The organism is Lentzea xerophila, assembly GCF_051094245.1.
In the GTDB taxonomy this organism is placed as follows: Bacteria; Actinomycetota; Actinomycetes; order Mycobacteriales; family Pseudonocardiaceae; genus Lentzea; species Lentzea xerophila.
The window spans coordinates 589,849-610,743 of record NZ_CP194934.1 but is presented as its reverse complement, the minus strand read 5'-3'; the positions used below and the strand labels follow the sequence as shown (position 1 = coordinate 610,743).

General features: G+C 69.0%; 22 protein-coding genes. 4 read left to right on the top strand and 18 right to left on the bottom strand.

Annotated features, from left to right (window positions below; all coding sequences use genetic code 11):
• Nucleotides 1-6: 6 nt before the first annotated feature.
• From ACRSBM_RS03005 to nucS, 14 genes are all read right to left on the bottom strand, one after another.
• On the bottom strand, nucleotides 7-1,512 hold the full coding sequence (locus ACRSBM_RS03005) for an aldehyde dehydrogenase family protein (protein ID WP_434439487.1): 1,506 nt from the start codon (nucleotides 1,510-1,512) through the stop codon (nucleotides 7-9).
• Nucleotides 1,513-1,590: 78 nt separating this feature from the next.
• Entirely contained in the window at nucleotides 1,591-2,601 is a 1,011-nt protein-coding gene (locus tag ACRSBM_RS03000; RefSeq protein WP_434439484.1) for a hypothetical protein, read from the bottom strand.
• Nucleotides 2,602-2,828: 227 nt separating this feature from the next.
• On the bottom strand, nucleotides 2,829-3,065 hold the full coding sequence (locus tag ACRSBM_RS02995) for a hypothetical protein (protein ID WP_434439481.1): 237 nt from the start codon (nucleotides 3,063-3,065) through the stop codon (nucleotides 2,829-2,831).
• A gap of 11 nt (nucleotides 3,066-3,076) precedes the next feature.
• Nucleotides 3,077-4,774, bottom strand: a complete 1,698-nt coding sequence (locus tag ACRSBM_RS02990) for a sodium:solute symporter family protein (protein WP_434439479.1) — start codon at nucleotides 4,772-4,774, stop codon at nucleotides 3,077-3,079.
• 146 nt (nucleotides 4,775-4,920) lie between these two features.
• The gene (locus ACRSBM_RS02985; RefSeq protein ID WP_434439476.1) at nucleotides 4,921-5,700 is read right to left on the bottom strand and encodes a hypothetical protein; all 780 of its coding nucleotides are present in this window, start codon (nucleotides 5,698-5,700) and stop codon (nucleotides 4,921-4,923) included.
• Nucleotides 5,697-6,419, bottom strand: coding sequence for a hypothetical protein (locus ACRSBM_RS02980; RefSeq protein WP_434439473.1), 723 nt, complete (start codon nucleotides 6,417-6,419; stop codon nucleotides 5,697-5,699). The genes ACRSBM_RS02985 and ACRSBM_RS02980 overlap by 4 nt, the downstream gene beginning before the upstream one ends.
• An 11-nt stretch (nucleotides 6,420-6,430) precedes the next feature.
• Nucleotides 6,431-7,120: a vWA domain-containing protein gene (locus tag ACRSBM_RS02975; protein ID WP_434439471.1), complete on the bottom strand. Its 690-nt coding sequence runs from the start codon at nucleotides 7,118-7,120 to the stop codon at nucleotides 6,431-6,433.
• Nucleotides 7,117-8,160 (bottom strand): protein kinase domain-containing protein, encoded by a 1,044-nt coding sequence (locus ACRSBM_RS02970; protein ID WP_434439469.1) that lies wholly within the window; start codon nucleotides 8,158-8,160, stop codon nucleotides 7,117-7,119. The genes ACRSBM_RS02975 and ACRSBM_RS02970 overlap by 4 nt, the downstream gene beginning before the upstream one ends.
• Nucleotides 8,157-9,134, bottom strand: a complete 978-nt coding sequence (locus ACRSBM_RS02965) for a protein phosphatase 2C domain-containing protein (RefSeq protein WP_434439467.1) — start codon at nucleotides 9,132-9,134, stop codon at nucleotides 8,157-8,159. The genes ACRSBM_RS02970 and ACRSBM_RS02965 overlap by 4 nt, the downstream gene beginning before the upstream one ends.
• Nucleotides 9,134-10,141, bottom strand: a complete 1,008-nt coding sequence (locus ACRSBM_RS02960; RefSeq protein WP_434439464.1) for a hypothetical protein — start codon at nucleotides 10,139-10,141, stop codon at nucleotides 9,134-9,136. Before ACRSBM_RS02960 ends, ACRSBM_RS02965 begins: the two co-directional genes overlap by 1 nt.
• Nucleotides 10,138-11,697 carry a hypothetical protein gene (locus tag ACRSBM_RS02955; protein ID WP_434439463.1) on the bottom strand — a complete coding sequence of 520 codons (1,560 nt, stop codon included), beginning with the start codon at nucleotides 11,695-11,697 and terminating at the stop codon, nucleotides 10,138-10,140. The genes ACRSBM_RS02960 and ACRSBM_RS02955 overlap by 4 nt, the downstream gene beginning before the upstream one ends.
• Nucleotides 11,679-12,284: a hypothetical protein gene (locus ACRSBM_RS02950; RefSeq protein ID WP_434439461.1), complete on the bottom strand. Its 606-nt coding sequence runs from the start codon at nucleotides 12,282-12,284 to the stop codon at nucleotides 11,679-11,681. Before ACRSBM_RS02950 ends, ACRSBM_RS02955 begins: the two co-directional genes overlap by 19 nt.
• A gap of 33 nt (nucleotides 12,285-12,317) precedes the next feature.
• On the bottom strand, nucleotides 12,318-12,884 hold the full coding sequence (locus ACRSBM_RS02945) for a toll/interleukin-1 receptor domain-containing protein (protein WP_434439460.1): 567 nt from the start codon (nucleotides 12,882-12,884) through the stop codon (nucleotides 12,318-12,320).
• A 212-nt stretch (nucleotides 12,885-13,096) separates the two neighbouring features.
• On the bottom strand, nucleotides 13,097-13,756 hold the full coding sequence (gene nucS, locus ACRSBM_RS02940) for an endonuclease NucS (protein WP_434439458.1): 660 nt from the start codon (nucleotides 13,754-13,756) through the stop codon (nucleotides 13,097-13,099).
• Nucleotides 13,757-13,810: 54 nt separating this feature from the next.
• Between nucS and ACRSBM_RS02935 the strand changes: the two genes are divergently transcribed.
• Nucleotides 13,811-14,347: an NUDIX domain-containing protein gene (locus tag ACRSBM_RS02935; protein WP_434439456.1), complete on the top strand. Its 537-nt coding sequence runs from the start codon at nucleotides 13,811-13,813 to the stop codon at nucleotides 14,345-14,347.
• Here the strand turns inward: ACRSBM_RS02935 and ACRSBM_RS02930 are convergent.
• Nucleotides 14,344-15,261, bottom strand: a complete 918-nt coding sequence (locus tag ACRSBM_RS02930; RefSeq protein ID WP_434439455.1) for a GlxA family transcriptional regulator — start codon at nucleotides 15,259-15,261, stop codon at nucleotides 14,344-14,346. The genes ACRSBM_RS02935 and ACRSBM_RS02930 overlap by 4 nt on opposite strands.
• A gap of 109 nt (nucleotides 15,262-15,370) precedes the next feature.
• Here ACRSBM_RS02930 and ACRSBM_RS02925 point away from each other — a divergent pair, with 109 nt between their 5' ends.
• Together ACRSBM_RS02925 and ACRSBM_RS02920 are read left to right on the top strand one after the other, a co-directional pair.
• Complete coding sequence (locus tag ACRSBM_RS02925; RefSeq protein ID WP_434439453.1) at nucleotides 15,371-15,949, top strand: DJ-1/PfpI family protein; 579 nt, start codon at nucleotides 15,371-15,373, stop codon at nucleotides 15,947-15,949.
• The gene (locus ACRSBM_RS02920; protein WP_434439451.1) at nucleotides 15,946-16,353 is read left to right on the top strand and encodes a hypothetical protein; all 408 of its coding nucleotides are present in this window, start codon (nucleotides 15,946-15,948) and stop codon (nucleotides 16,351-16,353) included. Before ACRSBM_RS02925 ends, ACRSBM_RS02920 begins: the two co-directional genes overlap by 4 nt.
• Nucleotides 16,354-16,361: 8 nt before the next feature.
• On the opposite strand, the gene ACRSBM_RS02915 is transcribed toward ACRSBM_RS02920, so the two are convergent.
• Nucleotides 16,362-17,060: an SDR family oxidoreductase gene (locus ACRSBM_RS02915; RefSeq protein ID WP_434439449.1), complete on the bottom strand. Its 699-nt coding sequence runs from the start codon at nucleotides 17,058-17,060 to the stop codon at nucleotides 16,362-16,364.
• A gap of 102 nt (nucleotides 17,061-17,162) precedes the next feature.
• On the opposite strand from ACRSBM_RS02915, the gene ACRSBM_RS02910 reads away from it, so the two are divergent.
• Nucleotides 17,163-18,017, top strand: a complete 855-nt coding sequence (locus tag ACRSBM_RS02910) for a helix-turn-helix transcriptional regulator (protein WP_434439448.1) — start codon at nucleotides 17,163-17,165, stop codon at nucleotides 18,015-18,017.
• Here the strand turns inward: ACRSBM_RS02910 and ACRSBM_RS02905 are convergent.
• Both ACRSBM_RS02905 and ACRSBM_RS02900 read right to left on the bottom strand, forming a co-directional pair.
• Nucleotides 17,932-18,690 carry an enoyl-CoA hydratase-related protein gene (locus tag ACRSBM_RS02905; protein ID WP_434439446.1) on the bottom strand — a complete coding sequence of 253 codons (759 nt, stop codon included), beginning with the start codon at nucleotides 18,688-18,690 and terminating at the stop codon, nucleotides 17,932-17,934. The two genes, ACRSBM_RS02910 and ACRSBM_RS02905, sit on opposite strands and share 86 nt — an antisense overlap.
• A gap of 165 nt (nucleotides 18,691-18,855) precedes the next feature.
• Nucleotides 18,856-20,850, bottom strand: a complete 1,995-nt coding sequence (locus ACRSBM_RS02900; protein WP_434439445.1) for a protein meaA — start codon at nucleotides 20,848-20,850, stop codon at nucleotides 18,856-18,858.
• Nucleotides 20,851-20,895 lie beyond the last annotated feature (45 nt).

Genomic DNA, 20,895 nt, shown 5'->3' with positions numbered 1-20,895 from the left:
TGCTCTTCAGCGACCGAAGAGCATCCGCGCGAGGCGCAGCATCTGCCTGCCCGCCATGGAAGACCTGTCGAACGTCGCCATGTCGATCAGCGACGCGAACTTCTGCTTCGTCACGGCCTTGGCGTAGGTGAACTCGCGCAGCCCGTCCTCGCCGTGGATGCGCCCGAACCCGGAGTCGCCGACGCCACCGAACGGCAGCCCGGGAACCGCCGCGTAGGTCAGCACGGAGTTGACCGACACCATCCCGACCCGCAGCTCGGCGGCCAGTTCCTCGCCGCGCGACTTCGAGAACACGGCGGCACCCAGCCCGTACTTCGACTGGTTCGCGAGGCGCACGCCCTCCAGCGCGTTCGGCACCCGGTTGATCACCACGGTCGGCCCGAACGTCTCCTCGGTGACCGCCAGCGAGTCCTCCGGCACGTCCGTCAGCACCACCGGCTCGACGTACGGCGGCCTGATCGACTCCGGCCCGCCCACCAGCGCCTTGCCACCGCGGTCCAGCGCGTCCTGCACGTGCTCGCGGATGATCTCCACCTGCGACGGCATCGTGATCGGCCCGAGGTTCGCGGTCGCCTCCCCGCCCGGCTTCAGCTTCTTCGCGCGCTTGACGACGATCTCGGTGAACTCGTCGGCCACGTCCTCGGCCACGTAGATCCGCTCCACGCCCGCGCACGTCTGGCCGGCGTTCGACACCGCGCCCCAGATGGCGGCCTCGGCGGCGGCGGCCAGGTCGGCGTCCGAGTCGACGATCAGCGCGTCCTTGCCACCGCACTCGACCAGCACCGGCGTCAGCGTCGCGGCGGCCGCGGCCATGACCTTCTTGCCGGTCCGCGTGGAACCGGTGAAGGCGATCTTGTCGACCCCCGCCGCGCACAGCGCCGCACCCGTCTCACCGAAACCGGTGACGACCTGGAAGACCGGGTACTCCGGCACCGCCTCGGTGAACGTCGACGCGAGGAACGTGCCGACGCCCGGCGTGAACTCCGACGGCTTGAACACCACGGCGTTGCCGGCGGCGAGCGCGTAGGAGATCGACCCCATCGGCGTGTGCGCGGGATAGTTCCACGGCCCGATGACGCCGATCACGCCCAACGGCCGGTACTCGAGCGTCGCGCTGTGGTTGAACATCAGCATGCCCGAGGAGACGCGCCGCTTGCCCAGCACGCGCCCGGCGTGCCGCGAGGCCCAGTGCAGGTGGTCCATCACCAGCGCGATCTCGACGCGGGAGTCGTCGGCGGGCTTGCCGGTCTCCGAGCTGATCAGCGCGATGAACTCGTCGGAGCGCTGCGACAGGATTCTGCGCCACGCGTCGAGCTTGGTCCGGCGTCCCTCGAAACCGAGGCCCGCCCACCACGCTGCGGCCTCACGCGCCGAGGACACCGCGTCCTCGACCTCGTCGGCCGTGTGGATCGGATGGTGGGCGACGACCTCGCCCGTGCGCGGGTCCAGTGATGCGAACCGCCGCTGCTCGCCATCGGCCGACAGCGCGCTGTCCGAAGCGGTCTGCGTCATAGGGGCCCTCCAGGTACTCGCCAGTAACCTCGACACTAACGCGTACTCGAAGAACTTTCAGCCCCTGCCCGGCCTCGGTCAGGCCTGGGGCAGGCTGGGAAGAACCGCCTTGGCGAACGCCTGCGCCGCCTGGCAACGGTCCAGTTCCTTCTCCTTCGAGGCCGCGACGATGAACTCCACGATCTCACCCGCGTCATCCTGGCCTTTGGTGCGCACGACGACCACCTCGCACGTCGGGAACGCACCTTCCTTGAGCGCCTGGTAGCCCTTCACCCCACCGCCGAGATCGGTCTCGACGGACTTGGAGTCGAACTTGCCGTCCTTCGGGATGCGCGCCGTCTTGAACTCGATCTGCATCTGCGCGCTCTGCCCCGACCACGAGCACTGGTGCAGGCCGAACGGGTAGACGCGCGGCGAGGCACCGAGCACGGGCGCGAGCGTCGCCTTGTCGACGATCGCGCACGGGTCGACCTCGACCGGCGAGCCCTTCGGCGGGGTGTACTTCTGCGGGTTGCCCCTGAGCTTACGCACGGCGCCCTCGAGCACCTTGCGCCCAGGCGCACACGCCTCGGAGCCGTCTCTACCGGTACTCACCTGGATCCGCACGGCGTGCGCGGGGCTCTCCTGCGTCACGGCCGTGATGAAGCACGACGAGTTGCTCAGTTTCTGCTCGCCGCTCTTGAGACCGGCGATCTGCTTGGTCGCGTTCCTCAGCTCGGTCGACGTCAGCGAGTAGCCGATGTCCAGCGTGAGGTTGAGCGTCTTGCCGGACTTGTCCTTCATGTAGTTGGAGCAGCGCGTGTAGGAGCTGCTCGTGTACCGCGACGGCGTGCCGACCGTCTCCAGCAGATCCTTCTCGATCAACGCGCACGGGTTGATCAAGCGGAGCCGTTCGGCGGCGAATGCCGGGTCGACCGGCTTGTTCGGCTGCGCGGACTGCTTGACCGACGGGTCGGTGGACGTCGCGTCCGCACCGGCCTGCACGGTGCGGCGCGGCGAGTTGGTCTTGGCGAGACCCGGACCGGTCGCACAACCAGCCATCAGCAACGCAGCAGCGGCGACCACGGCGGTGGCACGAAAACGAGGCACGACGTGCACGGTAGCGACCTTTCCGCGCGTTCGTGGGCGGTACCCCGAGTTGTGCCGTGGTACATGTCACCCACAGCTACGGGAACGATTCAGAAGATCAACGCGATGTACAGGGTGAAGACCCCGACAGAAGGAGAGACGTGCGAAACCGAATTCGCCGCGCAGTCAACTGGCTCGACGCGTGGACGATCGAGGCCTTCAACCCTGTTTACCCTGGTCGTCCGCAGTCATAGCTCCTTGAGCGGCTGCTTGTCCCTGTCCGCGAACTGAGGCCGCAGCATCGCCCACGCGGCGAACAACGCCGCCAGCACCACCATGGCGATGCCGGCCCACAGGTTGATGTTGACCCCTTCGGCCTTCTCCAGGTCCTCCTCGGTCGTGAAACCGAAGCCGATGACGACCAGTACAACGCCGTACAGGCCGAAGAGGAAACCGATGATCAATCGCAGGTCGAACAACCTCATGGCGACCTCCCTCAGCCGAAGATGAAGTAGAGAACGGTGGTCAGCGCCAGCACGCCGCCACCGAGCAGGGCGGGCGAGCGGTACCAGCCCGCGTCCTCACCGGTGGTGGAGTGCGCCCTGTCCTTCTTGGGCGTCAGGCTGTAGACCAGCCCGACGAGCTCGCTGTCCGGCTTGGGCCGCGTGACCATCGTGACCGCGACGCTCACGACGATGTCGACCACGAACGCGAGACCCGCGCCGAGGAAGCTCGCACCCTGACCGGGCAGCTCCAGCAGCTCGATGCCGAACGACGGCTCCGAGATCGCGTAGATGAAGATCGCGGTGAACGTACCCGCGAGCAGACCGACCCAGCCGGCGGTCGGCGTCATCCGCTTCCAGAACATGCCGAGGATGAACGTCGCGAACAGCGGCGCGTTGAAGAACGAGAACAGCGCCTGGATGTAGTCCATGATGTTGGACCCGCCGAGCGCCGCCGCGATGAACGCCGTGCCGATCGCCAGAACGCACGCACCGACCGTGGCGAGACGTCCGATGCGCAGGTAGTACTCGTCCGGCTTGTCCTTCTTGATGTAGTCCTGCCACAGGTCGTACGTGAAGACGGTGTTGAACGAACTGACGTTCGCCGCCACACCGGCCATGAAGCTGGCCAGCAGACCCGTGATCGCGATGCCGAGGATGCCGTTGGGCAACAGATCGCGCATCAACAACGGCAGCACGTCGTTGTAGGCGACACCACCGCTCGTGTCACCGGCCTTGAGCTGTGCCATCTCCGGCACGATCACCGCGGCGATGATGCCGGGGATGATGATGATCGCCGGGATGAGCGCCTTCGGGTACGCACCGATGATCGGCGTGCGCTTGGCCGCCGACATCGACTTGGCGCTCATCGCGCGCTGCACCTCGGCGAAGTTCGTCGTCCAGTAGCCGAACGACAGCACGAACCCAAGACCGAACACCAGCCCGATGACACTCCACACCGGGCTGTTGATGCCGGTGAGCTCCGTGGCGGGCCAGGCCGAGAGCTGTTCCTGGTCCGTGACCTTCTCGACGATCCCCTGCCAGCCGCCGACCTTGATCAGGCCGATGATCGTGAGCGGCGCCAGCGCGGCCACGATGACGAAGAACTGCAGGACCTCGTTGTAGATGGCGGCGGACAGGCCACCGAGCGTCGTGTACGCGAGCACCACGAGCGCCGCGACGCAGATCGACACCGGCAACGGCCACCCGAGCAACGCGTCGATGATCACCGCCAGCGCGAACAGGTTGATGCCCGCGATCAGGATCTGCGCGACGGCGAAGCTGATGGCGTTGACGAGGTGAGCCGGCTTGCCGAACCGGCGGCGCATGAACTCGGGAACACTGCGCACCTTGGAGCCGTAGTAGAACGGCATCATCACCAGACCGAGGAACACCATCGCGGGGATGGCGCCGATCCAGTAGTAGTGCACGGTCGCCATGCCGTACTGCGCGCCGTTCGCCGTCATGCCCATCAGCTCTAGCGCGCCGAGGTTCGCGGAGATGAACGCGAGACCGGTGACCCACGCCGGCAACGACCGCCCGGACAGCAGGAAGTCGAGGCTGGAGGAGACGGATCGTCGCGCCATCACGCCGATGCCGAGAACCACGACGAAATAGATGACGAGCAACGCGTAGTCGATCGGTCCCGCGTCCAGCCGCAGGTCCGCCTCGGCCAACACCGACGTCGGCACGAGCCCACCTCCCCGAATTTCAAACAAAGTCGAACATCACCGACCAGGAGAGGACAGTACTCCAGGTGCGCGAGTTCTTACCCGGTGTTCGTGATCACGAAACCATGAGCTGATCCGGGGCGCTCATCGAAGGAGCAGGCAGGGCCTCAGAGGGGGCGCAGCGTCTCTTCCATGATCACCGATCCTGCTTTGGTGACGATGATTCGCCCGCCGTTGATCTCGTACCTGTACGGCGCGTTGTGCGCTACACAGCCGGTGGGAGTGGCTGTCGCGGCGAGCATGATGTGGTTCGTGGCGTCGGCGGGCATCCCCTTGACCTGGCCGTCGTAGTACAACGCGCCCGCGGCGGTGCGGCACACCGTGATCACGTGCTTGTTCGTCTGCCCCGCTGTGACGAGGGTCGCGCCGTAACCGCCTCCGGGCAGGAACTGGGTCACCGCGGCCGGACAAGCGGCACCGGCGGCCGTCGTCGCGTCGGAGGCCGTGCTTGGCAGCTCGATCCGGGCCAGGTGGTTGAGCAGCGACGGCCCGAACATCAGGGCGAGCAACCCGCCGATGACCAGCCTCGCGGTTCGCTTGCGGCGGATGGTCCAGAACGACCGCCTCCGCCCGCGTGGCCGGTACACCGGCGGCGCGGGAGGAAGGGTCGGCGGCCGGACAGGCGGCGCCGACCGCAACGGCGGCGGCGCGGGCCGAGGCGGTGGTGGCGGTGGCGGTGGCGCTGGTGTCACGGAGATCGGCACCGTGGACCGCCGCACCGTGGACGGTGTCGCCACGGGTTGCGGCTTCTTCGGCACGGCGGGAGGTACCGGCTTGGGTACGGGCTTGGGCACCTCGACCTTGCGCGTGGTACCCGTGCACGTCCTGCACTTCGTTGCTCCCGCGACGTTGTTGGTGTGGCAGTCCCCGCATTGCCAGGCGCTCACGACCGCTCCACCTCCCAGCGGTCCACCGTGACGAGCGCGTGTGCCGGGCCGGGCCGGAAGCAGATCCAGTCGGCGGAGTCCGGTGCGGTGCGCGTCACCAGCCGCGGCAGTGAGCTCACTGACGGCGGCGCGGCAACCGGCTTCGCCACCACCGGCTCCTCGACCACCACCGGCGCGACCTCGACCACCACCGGCGCGACCTCAACCGCCCCGGAAGGTTCCTCCACGCGAAGGAACGGAGGCATCTCCTCGACTTCGGCCGTCCCGCCGTGCAGGAGTCGTGCGCACCGCCGCAGCGCCGCCTCCTGGTCTGGATGGAACAGCAGGTACACCATGCCCCGCGCCATCGTCGGCGACTCACCGAAGCCGAGCTCGAAGCGCACGATGACCCGCAGGTCGTCGCCGTCGGGCTCGACCAGCAACTGACACGCGTCGCTCGGCAGGGTGAGCCGTGCCGACCCGCGCCGGTGCCGGTCCGCGTGCGACAGGACCACCAGCCGGTCGCCGACGAGGCTCAACGCCGCGGTGCGGCCGCTGAGCCAGAACTCGGCCTGCGGATCAGGTCCGTGCTTCGGATCCCACAACTGCACCATCACGTGCCCTGTCGACCGCTCGTCCTGGTCGATGTACCGACGGTCGAAGAGCCGGAGGGGGTCGGCGAACCAGCCGGGCGGCACCGGTTCGTCGTCCTCGGGTCTCCTCGCGAAACCGAACACCATCCGCCCGCCCGTCAGAGGCTGTTGGCGATGGTGTTGATGATCTCGTCCATCTCCCACTCCTCCAGCCCCTCCCCGGCCTCGGACGGGAAGAACAGCGTGTGGTTCCACTCCTCCGCGATGGCTTCCCACGGCTGGTCCTCCGGCGCGAACAGCAGCAGCCGCTTCGCCGAGTTCTCCATCAGGGCGTTCTGGCTGCGCGCGTGGCCCCACTGCTGGAAGAGTTCGGCGAGCGATCCCGGTGCGTTCTGCGGATAGGTCCGCGCGGAGGTCTGCCGCGGGTCGCCCAGCTCGTGCGCGGGCGCGTCCGTGAACAGCACGATGACGTGCCGGCGCCGGTCCAGGCCGGTCTCCCACGGCGCCTGCACGGCGAGTGCGAGCGCCTCCAGCCCCGACTCGGGCACGTCACCGCCGCCGGTGGCGGTCAGGCCGCGGACGAACCGCTCGAACTCCGTCGCCCCGTCGGGGAAGGTCAGAAAGCCAGTCTGTTCGATCGCGTCGTCGGCACGGTCGCCGAAGTCGCGGAACGCGATGACCTTCAGCCGCAGCTGGCTGATCGACCTGCCCTTCTCCTCCATCGACGCGGCGAGCCTGGTGTGGAACGACAGAGCGCTCTCCTTCACCCGGTCGAGCGTGCGACCCATGCTCGCGGTCGCGTCGATGCACATCACGATGTCGACGGCGTACTGCAGACTCTGGTTCAACTGGCCGGGCCTTTCCCTTTGAGGTTGATGCGCAGCCGCGACGCACGTGGGCGCGTCGCGGGTTCGATGTGGTCTGGTGCGGCCGCGCCCTTGAGGTTGATGCGCAACCGTCCCGTCTTCGCCGGCGCCGCCACGACCGTTGTCGGTGCGTGGGCAACCAGTTCGACCGCCCCGTCGGTGCCCAGCACGTCGCCGATCTCCCGCACGCTCGGGCGGCGGGCCGGATCGGCGTCGGTCGCCCGCAGGAGCATCGCGAGCAACACCGGGTGCAGCCGCGGGTCGAACGCGAGGGAGGCGCCGCCGTTGACCGCCTCCGCGGCCGAGTCGAACCCGCTCGGGACACCCGGCGGCGTTCCGGTGAGGAAGCGGTGGACGATCAGCGCGAGCGCGAACACGTCGACGGCGGTGGTGAGCCGGTCCGGGCCGACAGACGGATCCCTCATGTACCGCAACCACTCCGGCGCGCCGTGCACCACGTCGCCGCCGATGACATCGCGATCGCGAGGGTCGCCGGACAGGTACGCGTCGTCGAAGTCGATCAGTTTCGCCGTGAAGAGACCGCGCGACGAAGGCTTGTGCATCAGGATGTTGTCGGGTTTGAGGTCACCGTGCACGATGTCAAGGCTGTGCAACAGCTGCAGGCTGTCGATCAGCGTGTTCAGCAGGACCGTCTTCTGCAACGAGGTCAGCTCGTGCGGCGCGTCGAGCTCGGCGGGATGCAGCCGGTCGGTGACCTTGTAGTAGCGAGTGCCCTCGAAGAAGAAGTCCCTGGCGACGACCAGGTTTCCCGCGTGCGGGCCGTCCGGGTCGATCCGGTCGATGACCGACCGGTGCCGGCGTTCGAACTCCTCGCACTGCGCCATCAGCAACACCCGGTCCTCCGGATCCGCCATCGAGCCGGGACGCTTGGGATCGAGGAACTCCTTGACGAAGTACTCCTGGCCGTCCTTCTCCGCGAACGCCCAGACGCACTGGCCCGCGTCCGCGTTGGTCGGCTTGGTGACGATCTCGTAACCGCGCAGCACCGCACCCAGCTTCACCGCGGTTCTCCTTCTGGCATCAGGGTTTCGTAGCTCTCCCGGTAGATCGACCACGCCGCTTCGCGTTCGCGGACCAGCCCTTCGAGGTCGTCCTCCGCGACCGTGTTGACCGCGGTGAGGGCGCGGCTGAGCTCGTCGGCTCTGACCCGGACCGCGTCCCGCAGGTGCTCGAAGGTCGGGAAACCCAGCGCCAGGACCACGAGTGAGGCGTCGTCACCGGTGTAGCCGGTGACAGCGGTGGAGATCGCGGCGGCCCAGTCCGCGAGGCTCCGCGCGCTCCCGAGGCTGCGCAGCAGCAGGTGCTCGAACTGCGCCGGCGTTGTCACGTAACCGAAGAAGCCGTCGGTCGCACACACGAGCAGGCACGGAAGGTCGCGGGCACCGGGTTCCTGGGAGACCTCGAACCGCCGGTCCGCGCACACCATGTTCGTCATCGGCGGGTCGGAGGTCAGCAGTTCCAGGGCGTCCGACGAGTCGGTGTGGTCGCGGCTGAGCTGGTGCAGACCGGTTTCCGGATCCAGCAGGTAGCAACGGGAGTCGCCGGCCCACGACGCCACCCACGTGACGTGGTCGGGCCGCACCCGGTAGTGGATCGCGGCCAGTGTGCTGGGCAGCTCACGCCGCATCGTGCCGAGGATCTTGCGGCGGCCGGCCGGGCGCACCGACGCGAGGCCGGCGGCGATGTGGTCGCGCAACGTCTCGTCGGCGCGCCCGGTGCCGACGAACCAGTCCTCGACCAGCGCCCTGGCCAACCGGGAGCCGACCCAGGCGTGGCTGAGCTCGGTGCCGTCCTCGGTCCTGCCCGCCGTGCCCGCGCCGGCACCACCCGCGCCGTCGAACACGGCGAGCAGGCCCTCCGCGGCGGAGATCTGGTGCACCAGCAACGGGTCCGCGTCCTCACCGAGCCCCGGCTTCTTCTCCGTCCACACGCCGATGGCCTGCAGGCCGTCGGACTCCGTGTGCCACATGGCCATCAGCCACTCCCGCCGTCGCGCGTCCGGTCCACCGCGGAGCCACGCAGTCTGCTGACACGTCGTGGCGGCTCACCGCGTCCGGCGGCGGGCTCGGCAGCAACGCCTGCGGGTGGTGGCGATTCCGGTGGCGGCGAAGAGATCTCGGCCGGTCGCGCGCCGTCGCGGGCCGCGGCCAGGTGCTCTCGTCGCGACCCGAGGCGCCGGCGGCCCTCGGTCGTGCCCTTCAGCATCTCCGGGTCGCCGAGGATCTTGCCGAACGCCCGGCGCTTCACCTCCCTGCTGTCGACCGGGTCGGACTCGTCCTCCGCGGAGACCCGCAGGATGTCGACCATGCGGTCCTTGTCCCGGTCCGCCGCCTCCGCCTCCGCGGCGAGCAGCGAGGTCGGGTCGTTGTCGTTCTTCAGCAGGTGCTGCGCGATCAGCTCCGCGTGCCCGCCGTCGACGACCTCGCGCATCGCGCTGCGGCGAACGCCCTCGATGCGCTTGTCCCTGGTGGCCTCCAGGTACCCGGACCGGCTCGAGAGGATCACGTGGAAGTCGCCCAGCGCGAACCCTCCCCCGCGGCGCACGCGGTCCAGCTGGTCGAGCACCGCCACGTTGGCCTCGCGCAGCTGGGAGATGTCGTAATCGCGCAGAACACCGTGCATCACCCTGGCGAGGTGTGGCCGCAACGCCGCGGTGACGTCGCGGATTCCGCTGCGGGTCACCTCGACCGGGTCGGCGACCCGGCAGTTGAGCACCACGTCGGCGGAGATCAGGATCGACGAGTCCGCGCTCGGCATCTCGTCGGTGAAGGCGAGCTGGTAGGTCTTCAGGTCGACCAGCACGGCCTTGCGGTAGCGGCCGACGAACCTGCCCGGCACCACCTCGCCTGCCTTGACCAGCACCGGTTCGCCCCTGACCGGTTCCAGCACCAGCGCCGTGTCCATCGCGGGTGACTTCAGGCGGTCCATCAGCCGCACGAGGCCCGGCGTGAGCTCCTCGACGATCGGGTTGAACGTGCTCATCGCGTCGCCTCCTCCGCGTCGATCAGGTCGTCGTGCGCGTCCGCCGCCGCGTCGGACGGGTCTCTCGGGTCCGTCGCCCAGATCTCCAGCTGGTGCAACAGGTCGTTCGCCTCGTGGTCGCCGATGTCCGCGATCCCCGCGAGCACGTCGAGCACTGCCGGGTACGCACGGCGATCGCGGTCGGCGAGCCGCAACCAGTCCCTCAGCGCGTTCAACGCGAGATGCCGGACCCGCGGGTGGGACAGAGCCCTCGACCACAGCTCGGGGATGTCGTCCGGATGATCCCCCTCGTCGCGGATCATCACCGGCCACTGTGGACGGTGGGCACCGGGGTGCGCCACTCCCAGCGGAGCGGGCCGCGCCGCGATGACGAACGCGGTCAGCACCTTGACCGCGAGGTCACCGCGACCCGCGGCGTCCGACCAGGCGCGCAGCTCCGGAACGGTCTGCCGGGCGGCACCGTCCTCGACCAGGCGCGCGACGCTGAACGCGCACGGCAGCAGCAGGCTCCAGTCGTCCGTGCCGAGCAGTTCGCGCACCAGGTGCAACGCGCTCGCCGGGTCGTCGAGCCCCATGAGGCCACCCGCCGCGCGAGCCGCCGTGTGCGACAACGGCGACTCCGGCCGGTGCCGCGCGTGCGCCGCGAACTCCCGCAGCAGATGCCACACCCGGCCGGTGTGCTCACGCCGGCGACCGACCACGCCGAGTGCGATCGCGGCGCTCTGCTGTTCCTCCGGGGACTCGCTTTCCGCCCACCGCAGCAGGAACGCGTGCAGCGCGTGCGAGAGGTCACCGGCTGCGAGGAACCCGGCCGCGGTCGCCGCCCGCGCCCGCACCTCGACGTCGGAGTGGCCCGCCATGCCGCGCAGCCACTCCTGGATCGCCGTGCGCATGCCGTCGAGCTCGTGCCACACGTGCTCCAGCACGGCCAGCCGCAGGTCGGGATTGCGGAACCGGACGACCTCACCGTCGAGTGGCTCGTCGCCGATCGCAAGCTCGATCCACGTGTGGTCCGTGCGCATGGTGCGCCGCATGTGCGTGACCGGCTCGGCCGACTTGCCCGCGAGCGTCCGGTGCAGCTCGGCGGCGGCGTCCGACACCGTGAGGTAGCCACAGCCTTCGAGCACGGCGGTGGCGACGGCGAACGAGATCTCCGCGAAGTCGACGGTGTCGCCGAACCACTCGGCCACCTGCTCGCCGGGATCACGCAGCTCACGCAGGACGGTCGCCAGGTCGTCACCGTTGTTCACGGCGTTCACGACGGTGTCGGCCGCCCGGACCGCGAACCCCGGCCGCGGCCGTTCGGTCAGCAGCGCGTGCAGGTCGGTGCCCTCGAGCCGGCGCCGGACCTCGGTGAGCGGCCGGCGCAACGCGGCTGCCTCGAGTTTGGCGTCGAACACCAGGTGCGGGTCGGGCGCGGTGAGGTTCTCCAGCACGAACTCGTGCCGCCGCGACGCCGTGGCGAGGCGGCCGCGCGGTGTTCCGGTGACGACGACCAGGAAGCTGTGGGAGTCCTCCAGCTGTTGTCTTGCCCTGGTCAGCCAGACGTCGTCCACGGCTTCGGCGGTGACCGGCGGTTTCGCCCGCGGTAGCGCCGGGCCTCCGGCAGGTTGTCGAGCACGACGTAGCCGACCGACTTGTCCGTCACGGCCCAGGTCGCGTCGGCGAAGATGTCCGGGCGCAACTGGCGCACCACTGGCGCACCGGTGCCACGCAGGGCCTCGGCGAGCAGCTTCAGCGCCGCCGTGTACCGGCCGGTGCCACTCGGACCGGACAGCACGAGCAGCCTGCGATCGAACAGCTTCGCGCACGCGTCGTCGAACCAGCCGGGTTCGACGAAGGCACCGGTGAACTCCTCGACGTAATTCTTCGAGTGGTCGAGAGGCTCACCCGACGACCGCGGTGCGCGTTTCGCCCGACCTCCGCCGGCGTGCAGACTCCCGCCGAACGAAGCGGGCCCGTTGAACACCACGGTGGTTCCGACGAACTTTTCCGCGATTTTCGCGGAACGCGCGCCGTCGAGCTTGTCCGCGTTCGGCACACCCAACGCGGACAAAGCGCCGTCGACACTGGTTCTGGCAGATATTCGCAGCAGCGGCGATTCCGCCGCCCCCGCCTCACCCTCAGGGACAGCCGTAGTCATTGTCACTCACATTTGTGGACCTGCGGTTGCAGGTCAGTTGATGTTCAGATCCCCCGCGACATCGACCCTGCCGTGGAAGACGGCACCGACTCGATGCGCCTGCCAGCGTTCCGGCGCGGGCGGCCCGGCGGCCTCGATGCCGGGAACGATGTCCCGCAGCGATGCGACGAGCGACTCGAGGTCGACATGGCTGTGCCGCCAGCGCACCACGCAGTACTGCAGCGTGGCGAGTGCGCGGATCTCCTTGGGAAGGTCAGCGGGCTTGAGCCGGTCGACGCCCATCAGCACGGGAATCACCCGTACGTTGTGGTCGAACGCCTCGACGAGCTCCCGCCGGATGAAGTCGTCCGGCGAGTCGATCTTGCGCGGACCGCTGCCGTCCGGCGGCTCGCCCCACCAGCCGGGGCCGATGAGCACGAGCATGACGGCCGCTTCCCGCACCGCACGCATGATCTCGGGATCGAAGACGTCACCGGGTCGCAGCGATCTGGAGTCGCGGAACACGGAGCCGGCGCCGAAATAGCCGGAAAGGGCAGCGTCCAGCAGCGAGGCGCCGAACGGCACGTCTGCACTGCGGTAGCTGATGAAAATCTTGCCCAAGGATCGACCCTCGACTATTGCGCCGGAACGAGGGGTCCGAACCTAGACAATGGAACACAGCTTTGTCGAGTCCTTACTCGCAAGTAGCCGGAACTCGTCAACTATCTGTCCATTCTTCCATTCCAGGCGAATAGGAATGATTTGAAATGCGAGGATCTACTTGCACATACAAACGGGGAACGCGGCAACCGCGTTCCCCGTGGAAAGACAGGTCAGAACAGGCGGAACTCGTCCGGCTCGATCCCGCGCAACGCGTCGTAGTCCAGCACCACGCACCGGATCCCGCGGTCCTCGGCCAGCGTGCGGGCCTGCGGCTTGATCTGCTGCGCCGCGAACACACCCCGCACCGGAGCCAGCAGCGGGTCCCGGTTCAGCAGCTCCAGGTACCGGGTCAGCTGCTCGACGCCGTCGATCTCGCCGCGGCGCTTGATCTCCACGGCGACCGAGACGCCGCCGGCGTCGCGGCACATCAGGTCGACCGGGCCGATCGGGGTCGGGAACTCGCGGCGCACCAGGGTCCAGCCGTCGCCCAGGGTGGTGACGTGCTCGGCGAGCAGCTTCTGCAGGTCGGCCTCGACGCCGTCCTTGCGCAGGCCGGGCTCGGGGCCGAGCTCGTGCTTGGAGTCGTGCAGCACCTCTTCGAGGGTGATGATCAGCTTCTCCCCCGCCTTGTTCTGCACCGTCCAGATGTCCGGGTCCTCGATCAGCCAGCAGGGCGGGCTCATCCAGTTCAACGGCTTGTACGCGCGGTCGTCGGAGTGGATCGACACCGAGCCGTCGGCCTTGATGAGCAGCAGTCGCTGCGCCATCGGCAGATGGGCGGTGAGTCGTCCGACGTAGTCGACCTGGCAGCGAGCGATGACGAGACGCACCGCGACAGGCTACGGGGTGTGTCCAGAATCCGGACGTTAGGTACGGTCCGTGCCGTGGAAAGCCTCGGCACCCGTCAGGTGTACGCAAACCAGTGGATGACCGTCAGGGAAGACCCGATCCGCCGCGCGGACGGCACCCAGGGCATCTACGGCGTGGTCGACAAGCCCGACTACGCGCTGGTCATCCCGCTCGACGGCGAACGCATCCGCCTCGTCGAGCAGTTCCGCTACCCGCTCGGCCTGCGCCGCTGGGAGTTCCCGCAGGGCACCGCGCCGGACCGCGCCGACTCCAATCCCCTGGAGCTCGCCCGGCGTGAGCTCCGCGAGGAGACGGGGTTGCGCGCCGGCAGGTTGATCGAGCTCGGCATCCTCGACGTGGCGCCGGGCATGACGTCGCAGCGCGGCCGCGTGTTCCTCGCCACGGAGCTCACCGAGGGCTTCCACGAGCGGGAGCCCGAGGAGCAGGACATGCGCTCGGCGTGGTTCCCGCGCGCCGACTTCGAGGCGATGATCGCGACGGGCGAGATCACCGACGCGCAGTCGATCGCCGCCTACACGCTCCTGCTGCTGCACGAACACTCCCAGCCCTAACGCTGGAAGGCCGCCCGGTAGCTCTGCGGTGAGGTCCCGGCGATCCGCTTGAACCTGTCGCGGAACGCCGTGGCCGAGCCGAACCCGACCCTGCTCGCGATCAGCTCGACCGGGTCCCTCGTCGTCTCGAGCAGGTGCTGCGCCTGGCGGACCCGCGCCCGGTGCAGCCACTGCAACGGCGTCGTGCCGGTCTGGTCGCGGAACCGCCGGTTCAACGTCCGCGTGCTCATCCCCGCCTGCCGCGCGAGGTCCTCCAGCGTCAGGTCGCGCGCGGCGTTGGCCTCCATCCACAGCAGCAACGGTTCGAGCTCCGCGCCCTGAGGTGCCACGGGAGGTGTCACGATGAACTGCGCCTGCCCGCCTTCTCGCTCCAGAGGCATCACGGCGAACCGCGCCGCGTCGGCCGCCACCGCCGAGCCGTGGTCGCGCCGGATCATGTGCAGGCACAGGTCCAGCCCCGCCGCGGCGCCGGCGGACGTCAGGAACTGGCCGTTGTCGACGTAAAGCACGTCCGGGTCGACCTCGAGCGCGGGAAACCGCGCGGCCAGTTCCTCGGCGCCCAGCCAGTGCGTGGTCACGCGGAGCCCGTCCAGCAACCCAGTCGCCGCAAACACGAACGCACCCGTGCAGATCGACGCGATCCGGGTGCCTCGTGCGGCGGCCTTCCGCAACGCCTCGACCACCGGCTTGGGCACGACCATGTCCGGATCGTGACCGGGCAGGACGATCGTGTCCACTTCGGACAGGATATTCAAGCCGTGCGGCACTTTTATCTCGAAACAGCCCGCGTCGACGGTCCTCTTCGGACCGCAGACCCGCACCCGGTACCGCCCGACCCAGTTGAACGCGTCGACCGGCGTCGCGAAGTCGAACGGGACCACGCTGTCCATCGCCACCACTGCCACCTCGTGCACGTCCACCACCGTAGCTGGCGAGAATCCGTTGGAACATGGCATTCCAGCCAGTTCCACCGGACGGCTTCCGCTCCTACCGTTTTGATCACCGACGCGAGGAGTAGGTGGAGTGAAAGCTCAAGTGGTGTTGTTCGACGGCTTCGACCCGTTGGACGCGATCGGGCCGTACGAAACGCTGACAGCAGGCGGAATCCAGGCCGAACTGGTGACGGCCGAGGGTCCGCGTGAGGTCCGGGCGGGCCTGAACCTCCTGTCCCTCAGGGCGACCGCCCGGCTCGACCCCGGCGCCGGCCTCATCGTCGTCCCCGGCGCGGCGGCCTTCCAGGAGAACGAGACGTTCGCGCTGCTCAGCGCAGGTGCCGCCACGCTCGGGCCACAGTTGAAGGAGACGAACGCGATCATCGCGACGGTGTGCGGCGGATCGCTGCTGCTGGCCATGACGGGCCTGATCAAGGGACGGAACGCGACCACCAACCACCTCGGGCTGCACGCGCTGGAGTCCATGGGGGTGAACGCCATCCGCGCCCGGATCGTCGACGACGGCGACCTCGTCACCGCGGCCGGTGTCACGTCCGGCGTCGACCTCGGCCTGCACCTGCTCGAACGCCTGGCCGGCGCGCAGAAGGCCGTGGAGGTCGAGGAGCTGTTCGCCCACGAGCGGCGCGGCACCGCGTGGAGGGCCGCGTGAGCAAGCTGTTCCTCTCGCTGCACGTCCTGGCCGCGCTCATCGCCATCGGCCCGGTCACGGTCGCCGCCAGCATGTTCCCGAAGGCCGTCACCACCGGCGGCAACCCCGAGCTGCTGCACCGGATCTGCCGCGTCTACGCGCTGATCGGCATCTCCGTGCCGGTCTTCGGGTTCGCGACGGCCGGCGTGATGGGCGTGACCGGTCACCCGTGGGTGCTCGTGTCGATCGCGCTCACCACCGCCGCCGCGTTCGTGCTGGCCCTGAAGATCCTGCCCGGCCAGGAGAAGGCCCTCAAGACCAGGGACGTCAAGCTGCTGGCGATGTACACGGGGATCTTCAACCTGTTGTGGGCGACGGTCACCGTGCTGATGATCCTCAGGCCGGGTTCGACCACCGGCGCCTAACGCTGTGTCTAACGTTGGGCCACCGGTCGCACGACGATCTCGTTGACATCGACCTCCGCGGGCTGCGAGATCGCGTAGGCGATGGCGTCACCGATCGCCGACGCGGGCAGCGCGAGCTTGCGGAAGTCCTCCATCAACGACGCCGCGAAGTCCTCGGTGATGGTGTCCGCCAGCTCGGACTCCGTAACACCAGGAGAGATCACGGTGACGCGCAGGTCGTCGCGTTCCTGCCGCAGGCCCTCGGACAGCGCCCACACCGCGTACTTCGTCGCGCAGTAGACGGCGGCGGTGGGCATGACCATGTGCGCGCCGATCGACGCGACGTTCACGACGTGTCCACCACCGACGAACCGGGGCAGCACCGCGCCGATGCCGTGCAGCACGCCCTTGATGTTCACGTCCACCATGCGGTCCCACTCGTCGACTTTCAACGAGCCCATGAGGGACAAGGGCATCACGCCGGCGTTGTTCACGAGGACGTCGACGCGGCCGTACCGCTCGACCGCCGCATCCACAAAGGACTGGAAGGATTCACGAGAGGTCACGTCCAACGGCGCGTAGGCGGCACCGATGTCGGACGCCAACGCCGCCAGCCGGTCCTCCCGCCGCGCTCCGAGGAACACCTGATGCCCGGCCTTGGCCAGCACACGGGCCGTGGCCTCACCGATACCGCTGGAAGCTCCACTGATCAACACAACTTTGCTCATGGCCACCACGATGGTCCGCGAGAACAGGCTCAACCAGGACACCTTCTCCCTAGGTGTGGCACACCCAGGCAGACGGGGCCGGGCACGAATACCCTCGGGACCATGCTCGGTGAGTTCCTGAAAGCGCACCGCGCCCGCGTCGACCCCCGCGACGCGGGCCTGCCGAGTCACACCCAGCGCAAGGTCAAAGGCCTGCGGCGGGAAGAGGTCGCGGTGCTCGCCGGGGTGAGCGCCGACTACTACGCCCGGCTGGAACAGGGCCGCGAGACGAACCCGTCGGCGCAGGTCCTCGACGCCCTGAGCCGCGCGCTGCAGCTCGACACCGACGCCCGCGCCCACCTGCACCGCCTCGCGGGGGTCGTCGCCGAGGAAGGCCACGCGACCGACAAGGTCAGCCCCGAACTGCGGCGGCTCATCAGCGGGATGCACGACATGCCGGCGTTCGTGATGAACTCGGTGCTCGACATACTCGCCACGAACGCGCTGGCAGAGGCTCTGTACGAGCCGTTCACGCCCGCCGACAACGCGGCCAGGATGGCCTTCCTCGACCCCGCCGCCACGAGCTTCTACCCGCGCTGGCACTGGGTCGCGCAGAGCACCGTCGCCCACCTGCGGCAGACCGCGGACCCGAAGTCCGCGCGCCTGAGGCACATGGTCGAGGAGCTCAACCAGAACCCGGTCTTCAAGGAGCTCTGGGAACACCACGAGGTGCGTGGGAAGACCCAGGACGCCAAGGAGTTCGTGCACCCCGCGGTCGGCCCGCTGAACCTGAGCTACCACTCGTTCGACGTGCGCGAGGCGCCCGGCCAGTACCTGGTGATCTACCAGGCGGAGCCGGGCCCGAACGCCGACGCGCTGAGGCTCCTCGCGACTAGTCGGGCCACACGGGCGGCCGCTTCTCCAGGAACGACGCCCGTCCCTCTTTGGCTGACGGGGACTGCGAGGTCTCGGCCATGACGGCCAGCGCGATCTCGTACGCGTCCGCCTCCGGCCGGTCCAGCTGCGCGTAGATCGTCCGCTTGCCCACGGCCTTCGACGCCCGGCTGCCGCGCGTCGCCCGTGCCAGCAGGTCGTCGACCGCGGCGTCCAGCTCGGAGGCGGGCACCGCGCGGTTGATCAGCCCCCACTCCACCGCCGTCGCCGCGTCGACCACGTCACCGGTGAGCACCAGCTCCATCAACCGCTTGCGCCCGATCGACCGCGCCACGGGCACGGCGGGCGTGTGGCAGAACCAGCCGGCCTTGCCACCCGGCAGCGAGAAGCCGGCCGTGTCCGCCGCCACCGCGAGATCGCACGACGCCACCAGCTGGCACCCGGCGGCCGTCGCCAGCCCCTGTACGCGCGCGATCACCACCTGCGGCACGGACTGGATGGTCTTCATCAACACCGTGCACAGTTCCAGCAGCAGCCGCACGCCCTCCTCGTCACGGGCGTGCACGTCCGCGAAGTCGTGCCCTGCCGAGAAAACCGGTCCGTCGGCGGCCAGCACGATGCCGGCCGCGTCCGACGCACCGGCCTCGCGGAACGCCTCCAGCAGCTCGGTCAGATGCTCGGCGGACAGCGCGTTGCGCTTCGCCGCACGGTTCATCGTGATGCGGACTACCGAACCCTCACGCGCAACGTCGACCATGCCGCGAATCTAAGGCTCCAGTGCCGCGGCAGCCAGCCTTTGCCCCGTATTCGGCGTTCAGACGGCCGCATCGTGGTGCCGGCCCGGCGTCCCTGTACTGGTTGCCGGTGCCGCGAGGCGGCCCGCTGAGCGCCGAAGACGCGGCGAAGGTTGCCTGCCGTGGCACTAGGCCGGAAAACGCACCCCACGGATCACGGTGACGATCTCGTCCATGATCTCGGTCAGCTCGTAGTCCTTGGGCGTGAAGACCCGTGCCACGCCACGTTCGCGCAGCTTGGCGGCGTCGTCCGGCGGGATGATGCCGCCGACGATCACCGGGATGTCACCGGCGCCCGCCGCGCGCAGGCCGTCGACCACCGCGGGCACGACCTCGAGGTGCGAGCCGGACAGGATTGAGAGGCCCACGACGTGCACGTCCTCCTGGACCGCGGCGGCCACGATCTGCGACGGCGTGAGGCGGATGCCCTGGTAGACGACCTCGAAGCCGACGTCGCGCGCCCGCACGGCCACCTGCTCGGCGCCGTTGGAGTGGCCGTCGAGGCCCGGCTTGCCGACCAGCATGCGCAGCCGTTCGCCCAGCTCCTCGCCGGTCGCGCGCACGCGGTCCCGCACGCGCGCGATCTCCGAACCGGCCTCACCCGACGCGGAAGCACCGGAAACGCCGGTGGGAGCCCGGTATTCGCCGAAAGTCTCACGCAGCGCCTGCGACCACTCACCGGTCGTCACGCCGGCACGCGCACACGCCAGCGTGACCTCCACGAGGTTCTGGTCGGTCTTCGCGGCCTCACGCAATGCGTCGAGAGCCGTCTCGACGGCCGCGTTGTCGCGCGTGGAGCGCCACTGCTGGATCGCCTCGACGGCGTGCAGCTCGACGATCGGGTCGATGGTCTCGATCGCCTTCGCGCCCTCGGCCTGCAGCGGCGACGGCTCGGTCGTGTCGAACCTGTTGACGCCGACCACGACGTCCTCGCCCGCCTCGACGCGGCGACGGCGATCCGCCAGCGAGGAGACCAGGTTCGACTTCATGTAGCCGGACTCGACGGCCGCGACGGCACCGCCCATCGCCTGCACGCGGTCGATCTCCTCGCGCGCACCGGCGAGGATCTCGCCGACCTTGGCCTCGATCACCGGTGAGCCGTCGAAGATGTCCTCGTACTCGAGGAGGTCCGTCTCGTAGGCAAGGACCTGCTGCATGCGCAGGGCCCACTGCTGGTCCCACGGGCGCGGCAGACCGAGCGCCTCGTTCCACGCGGGCAGCTGGATCGCGCGCGCACGGGCGTTGCGGGACAACGACACAGCGAGCATCTCGAGCACGATGCGCTGGACGTTGTTCTCCGGCTGCGCCTCGGTCAGGCCGAGCGAGTTGACCTGCACGCCGTAGCGGAACCGGCGGTGCTTCGGGTTCTCGACGCCATAGCGCTCCAGCGTGATCTCGTCCCACAGCTGGGCGAACGCGCGCATCTTGCACATTTCCTCGATGAACCGCACACCGGCGTTCACGAAGAAGGAGATGCGCGCGACGACCTCACCGAACTTCTCCTGCGGCACCTGACCGGAGTCGCGCACCGAGTCCAGCACGGCGATCGCCGTGCACATCGCGTACGCGACCTCCTGCGCCGGCGTCGCGCCGACCTCCTGGAGGTGGTAGCTGCAGATGTTGATCGGGTTCCACTTCGGCACGTTCGACACGGTCCACGCGACCATGTCGGTGATCAGCCGCAGCGACGGTCCCGGCGGGAACACGTAGGTGCCGCGGGACAGGTACTCCTTGATGATGTCGTTCTGCGTCGTGCCGGCCAGCGCCGACGGGTCGGCGCCCTGCTCCTCGGCCACGGTGACGTAGAGCGCGAGCAGCCACATCGCCGTCGCGTTGATCGTCATCGACGTGTTGGCGCCGGCGAGCGGGATCTGGTCGAAGAGCTGCCGCATGTCGCCGATGTGGCTGATGGGCACGCCGACCTTGCCGACCTCGCCCTTCGCCAGCTCGTCGTCGGGGTCGTAGCCGGTCTGCGTCGGCAGGTCGAACGCCACCGAGAGGCCAGTCTGGCCCTTCGCGAGGTTGCGGCGGTAGAGCTCGTTGGACGCCGCGGCGGAGGAGTGACCGGCGTACGTCCGCATCACCCAGGGGCGGTCGCGCTCACGGTCGGCTGGGTACGGCACAGCAACCTCCCACAACATCGGTTCTCCGGAGCGTACTGGCCGGTA

Bases quoted from the DNA above. Each gene is read 5' to 3' on its own strand.
- ACRSBM_RS03005 (WP_434439487.1), bottom strand. From the start codon at position 1,512: ATGACGCAGACCGCTTCGGACAGCGCGCTGTCGGCCGATGGCGAGCAG.
- ACRSBM_RS02995 (WP_434439481.1), bottom strand. From the start codon at position 3,065: ATGAGGTTGTTCGACCTGCGATTGATCATCGGTTTCCTCTTCGGCCTG.
- ACRSBM_RS02980 (WP_434439473.1), bottom strand. From the start codon at position 6,419: ATGGTGTTCGGTTTCGCGAGGAGACCCGAGGACGACGAACCGGTGCCG.
- ACRSBM_RS02965 (WP_434439467.1), bottom strand. From the start codon at position 9,134: ATGGCCATGTGGCACACGGAGTCCGACGGCCTGCAGGCCATCGGCGTG.
- ACRSBM_RS02960 (WP_434439464.1), bottom strand. From the start codon at position 10,141: ATGAGCACGTTCAACCCGATCGTCGAGGAGCTCACGCCGGGCCTCGTG.
- ACRSBM_RS02950 (WP_434439461.1), bottom strand. From the start codon at position 12,284: ATGACTACGGCTGTCCCTGAGGGTGAGGCGGGGGCGGCGGAATCGCCG.
- ACRSBM_RS02915 (WP_434439449.1), bottom strand. From the start codon at position 17,060: ATGAGCAAAGTTGTGTTGATCAGTGGAGCTTCCAGCGGTATCGGTGAG.
- ACRSBM_RS02910 (WP_434439448.1), top strand. From the start codon at position 17,163: ATGCTCGGTGAGTTCCTGAAAGCGCACCGCGCCCGCGTCGACCCCCGC.
- ACRSBM_RS02905 (WP_434439446.1), bottom strand. From the start codon at position 18,690: ATGGTCGACGTTGCGCGTGAGGGTTCGGTAGTCCGCATCACGATGAAC.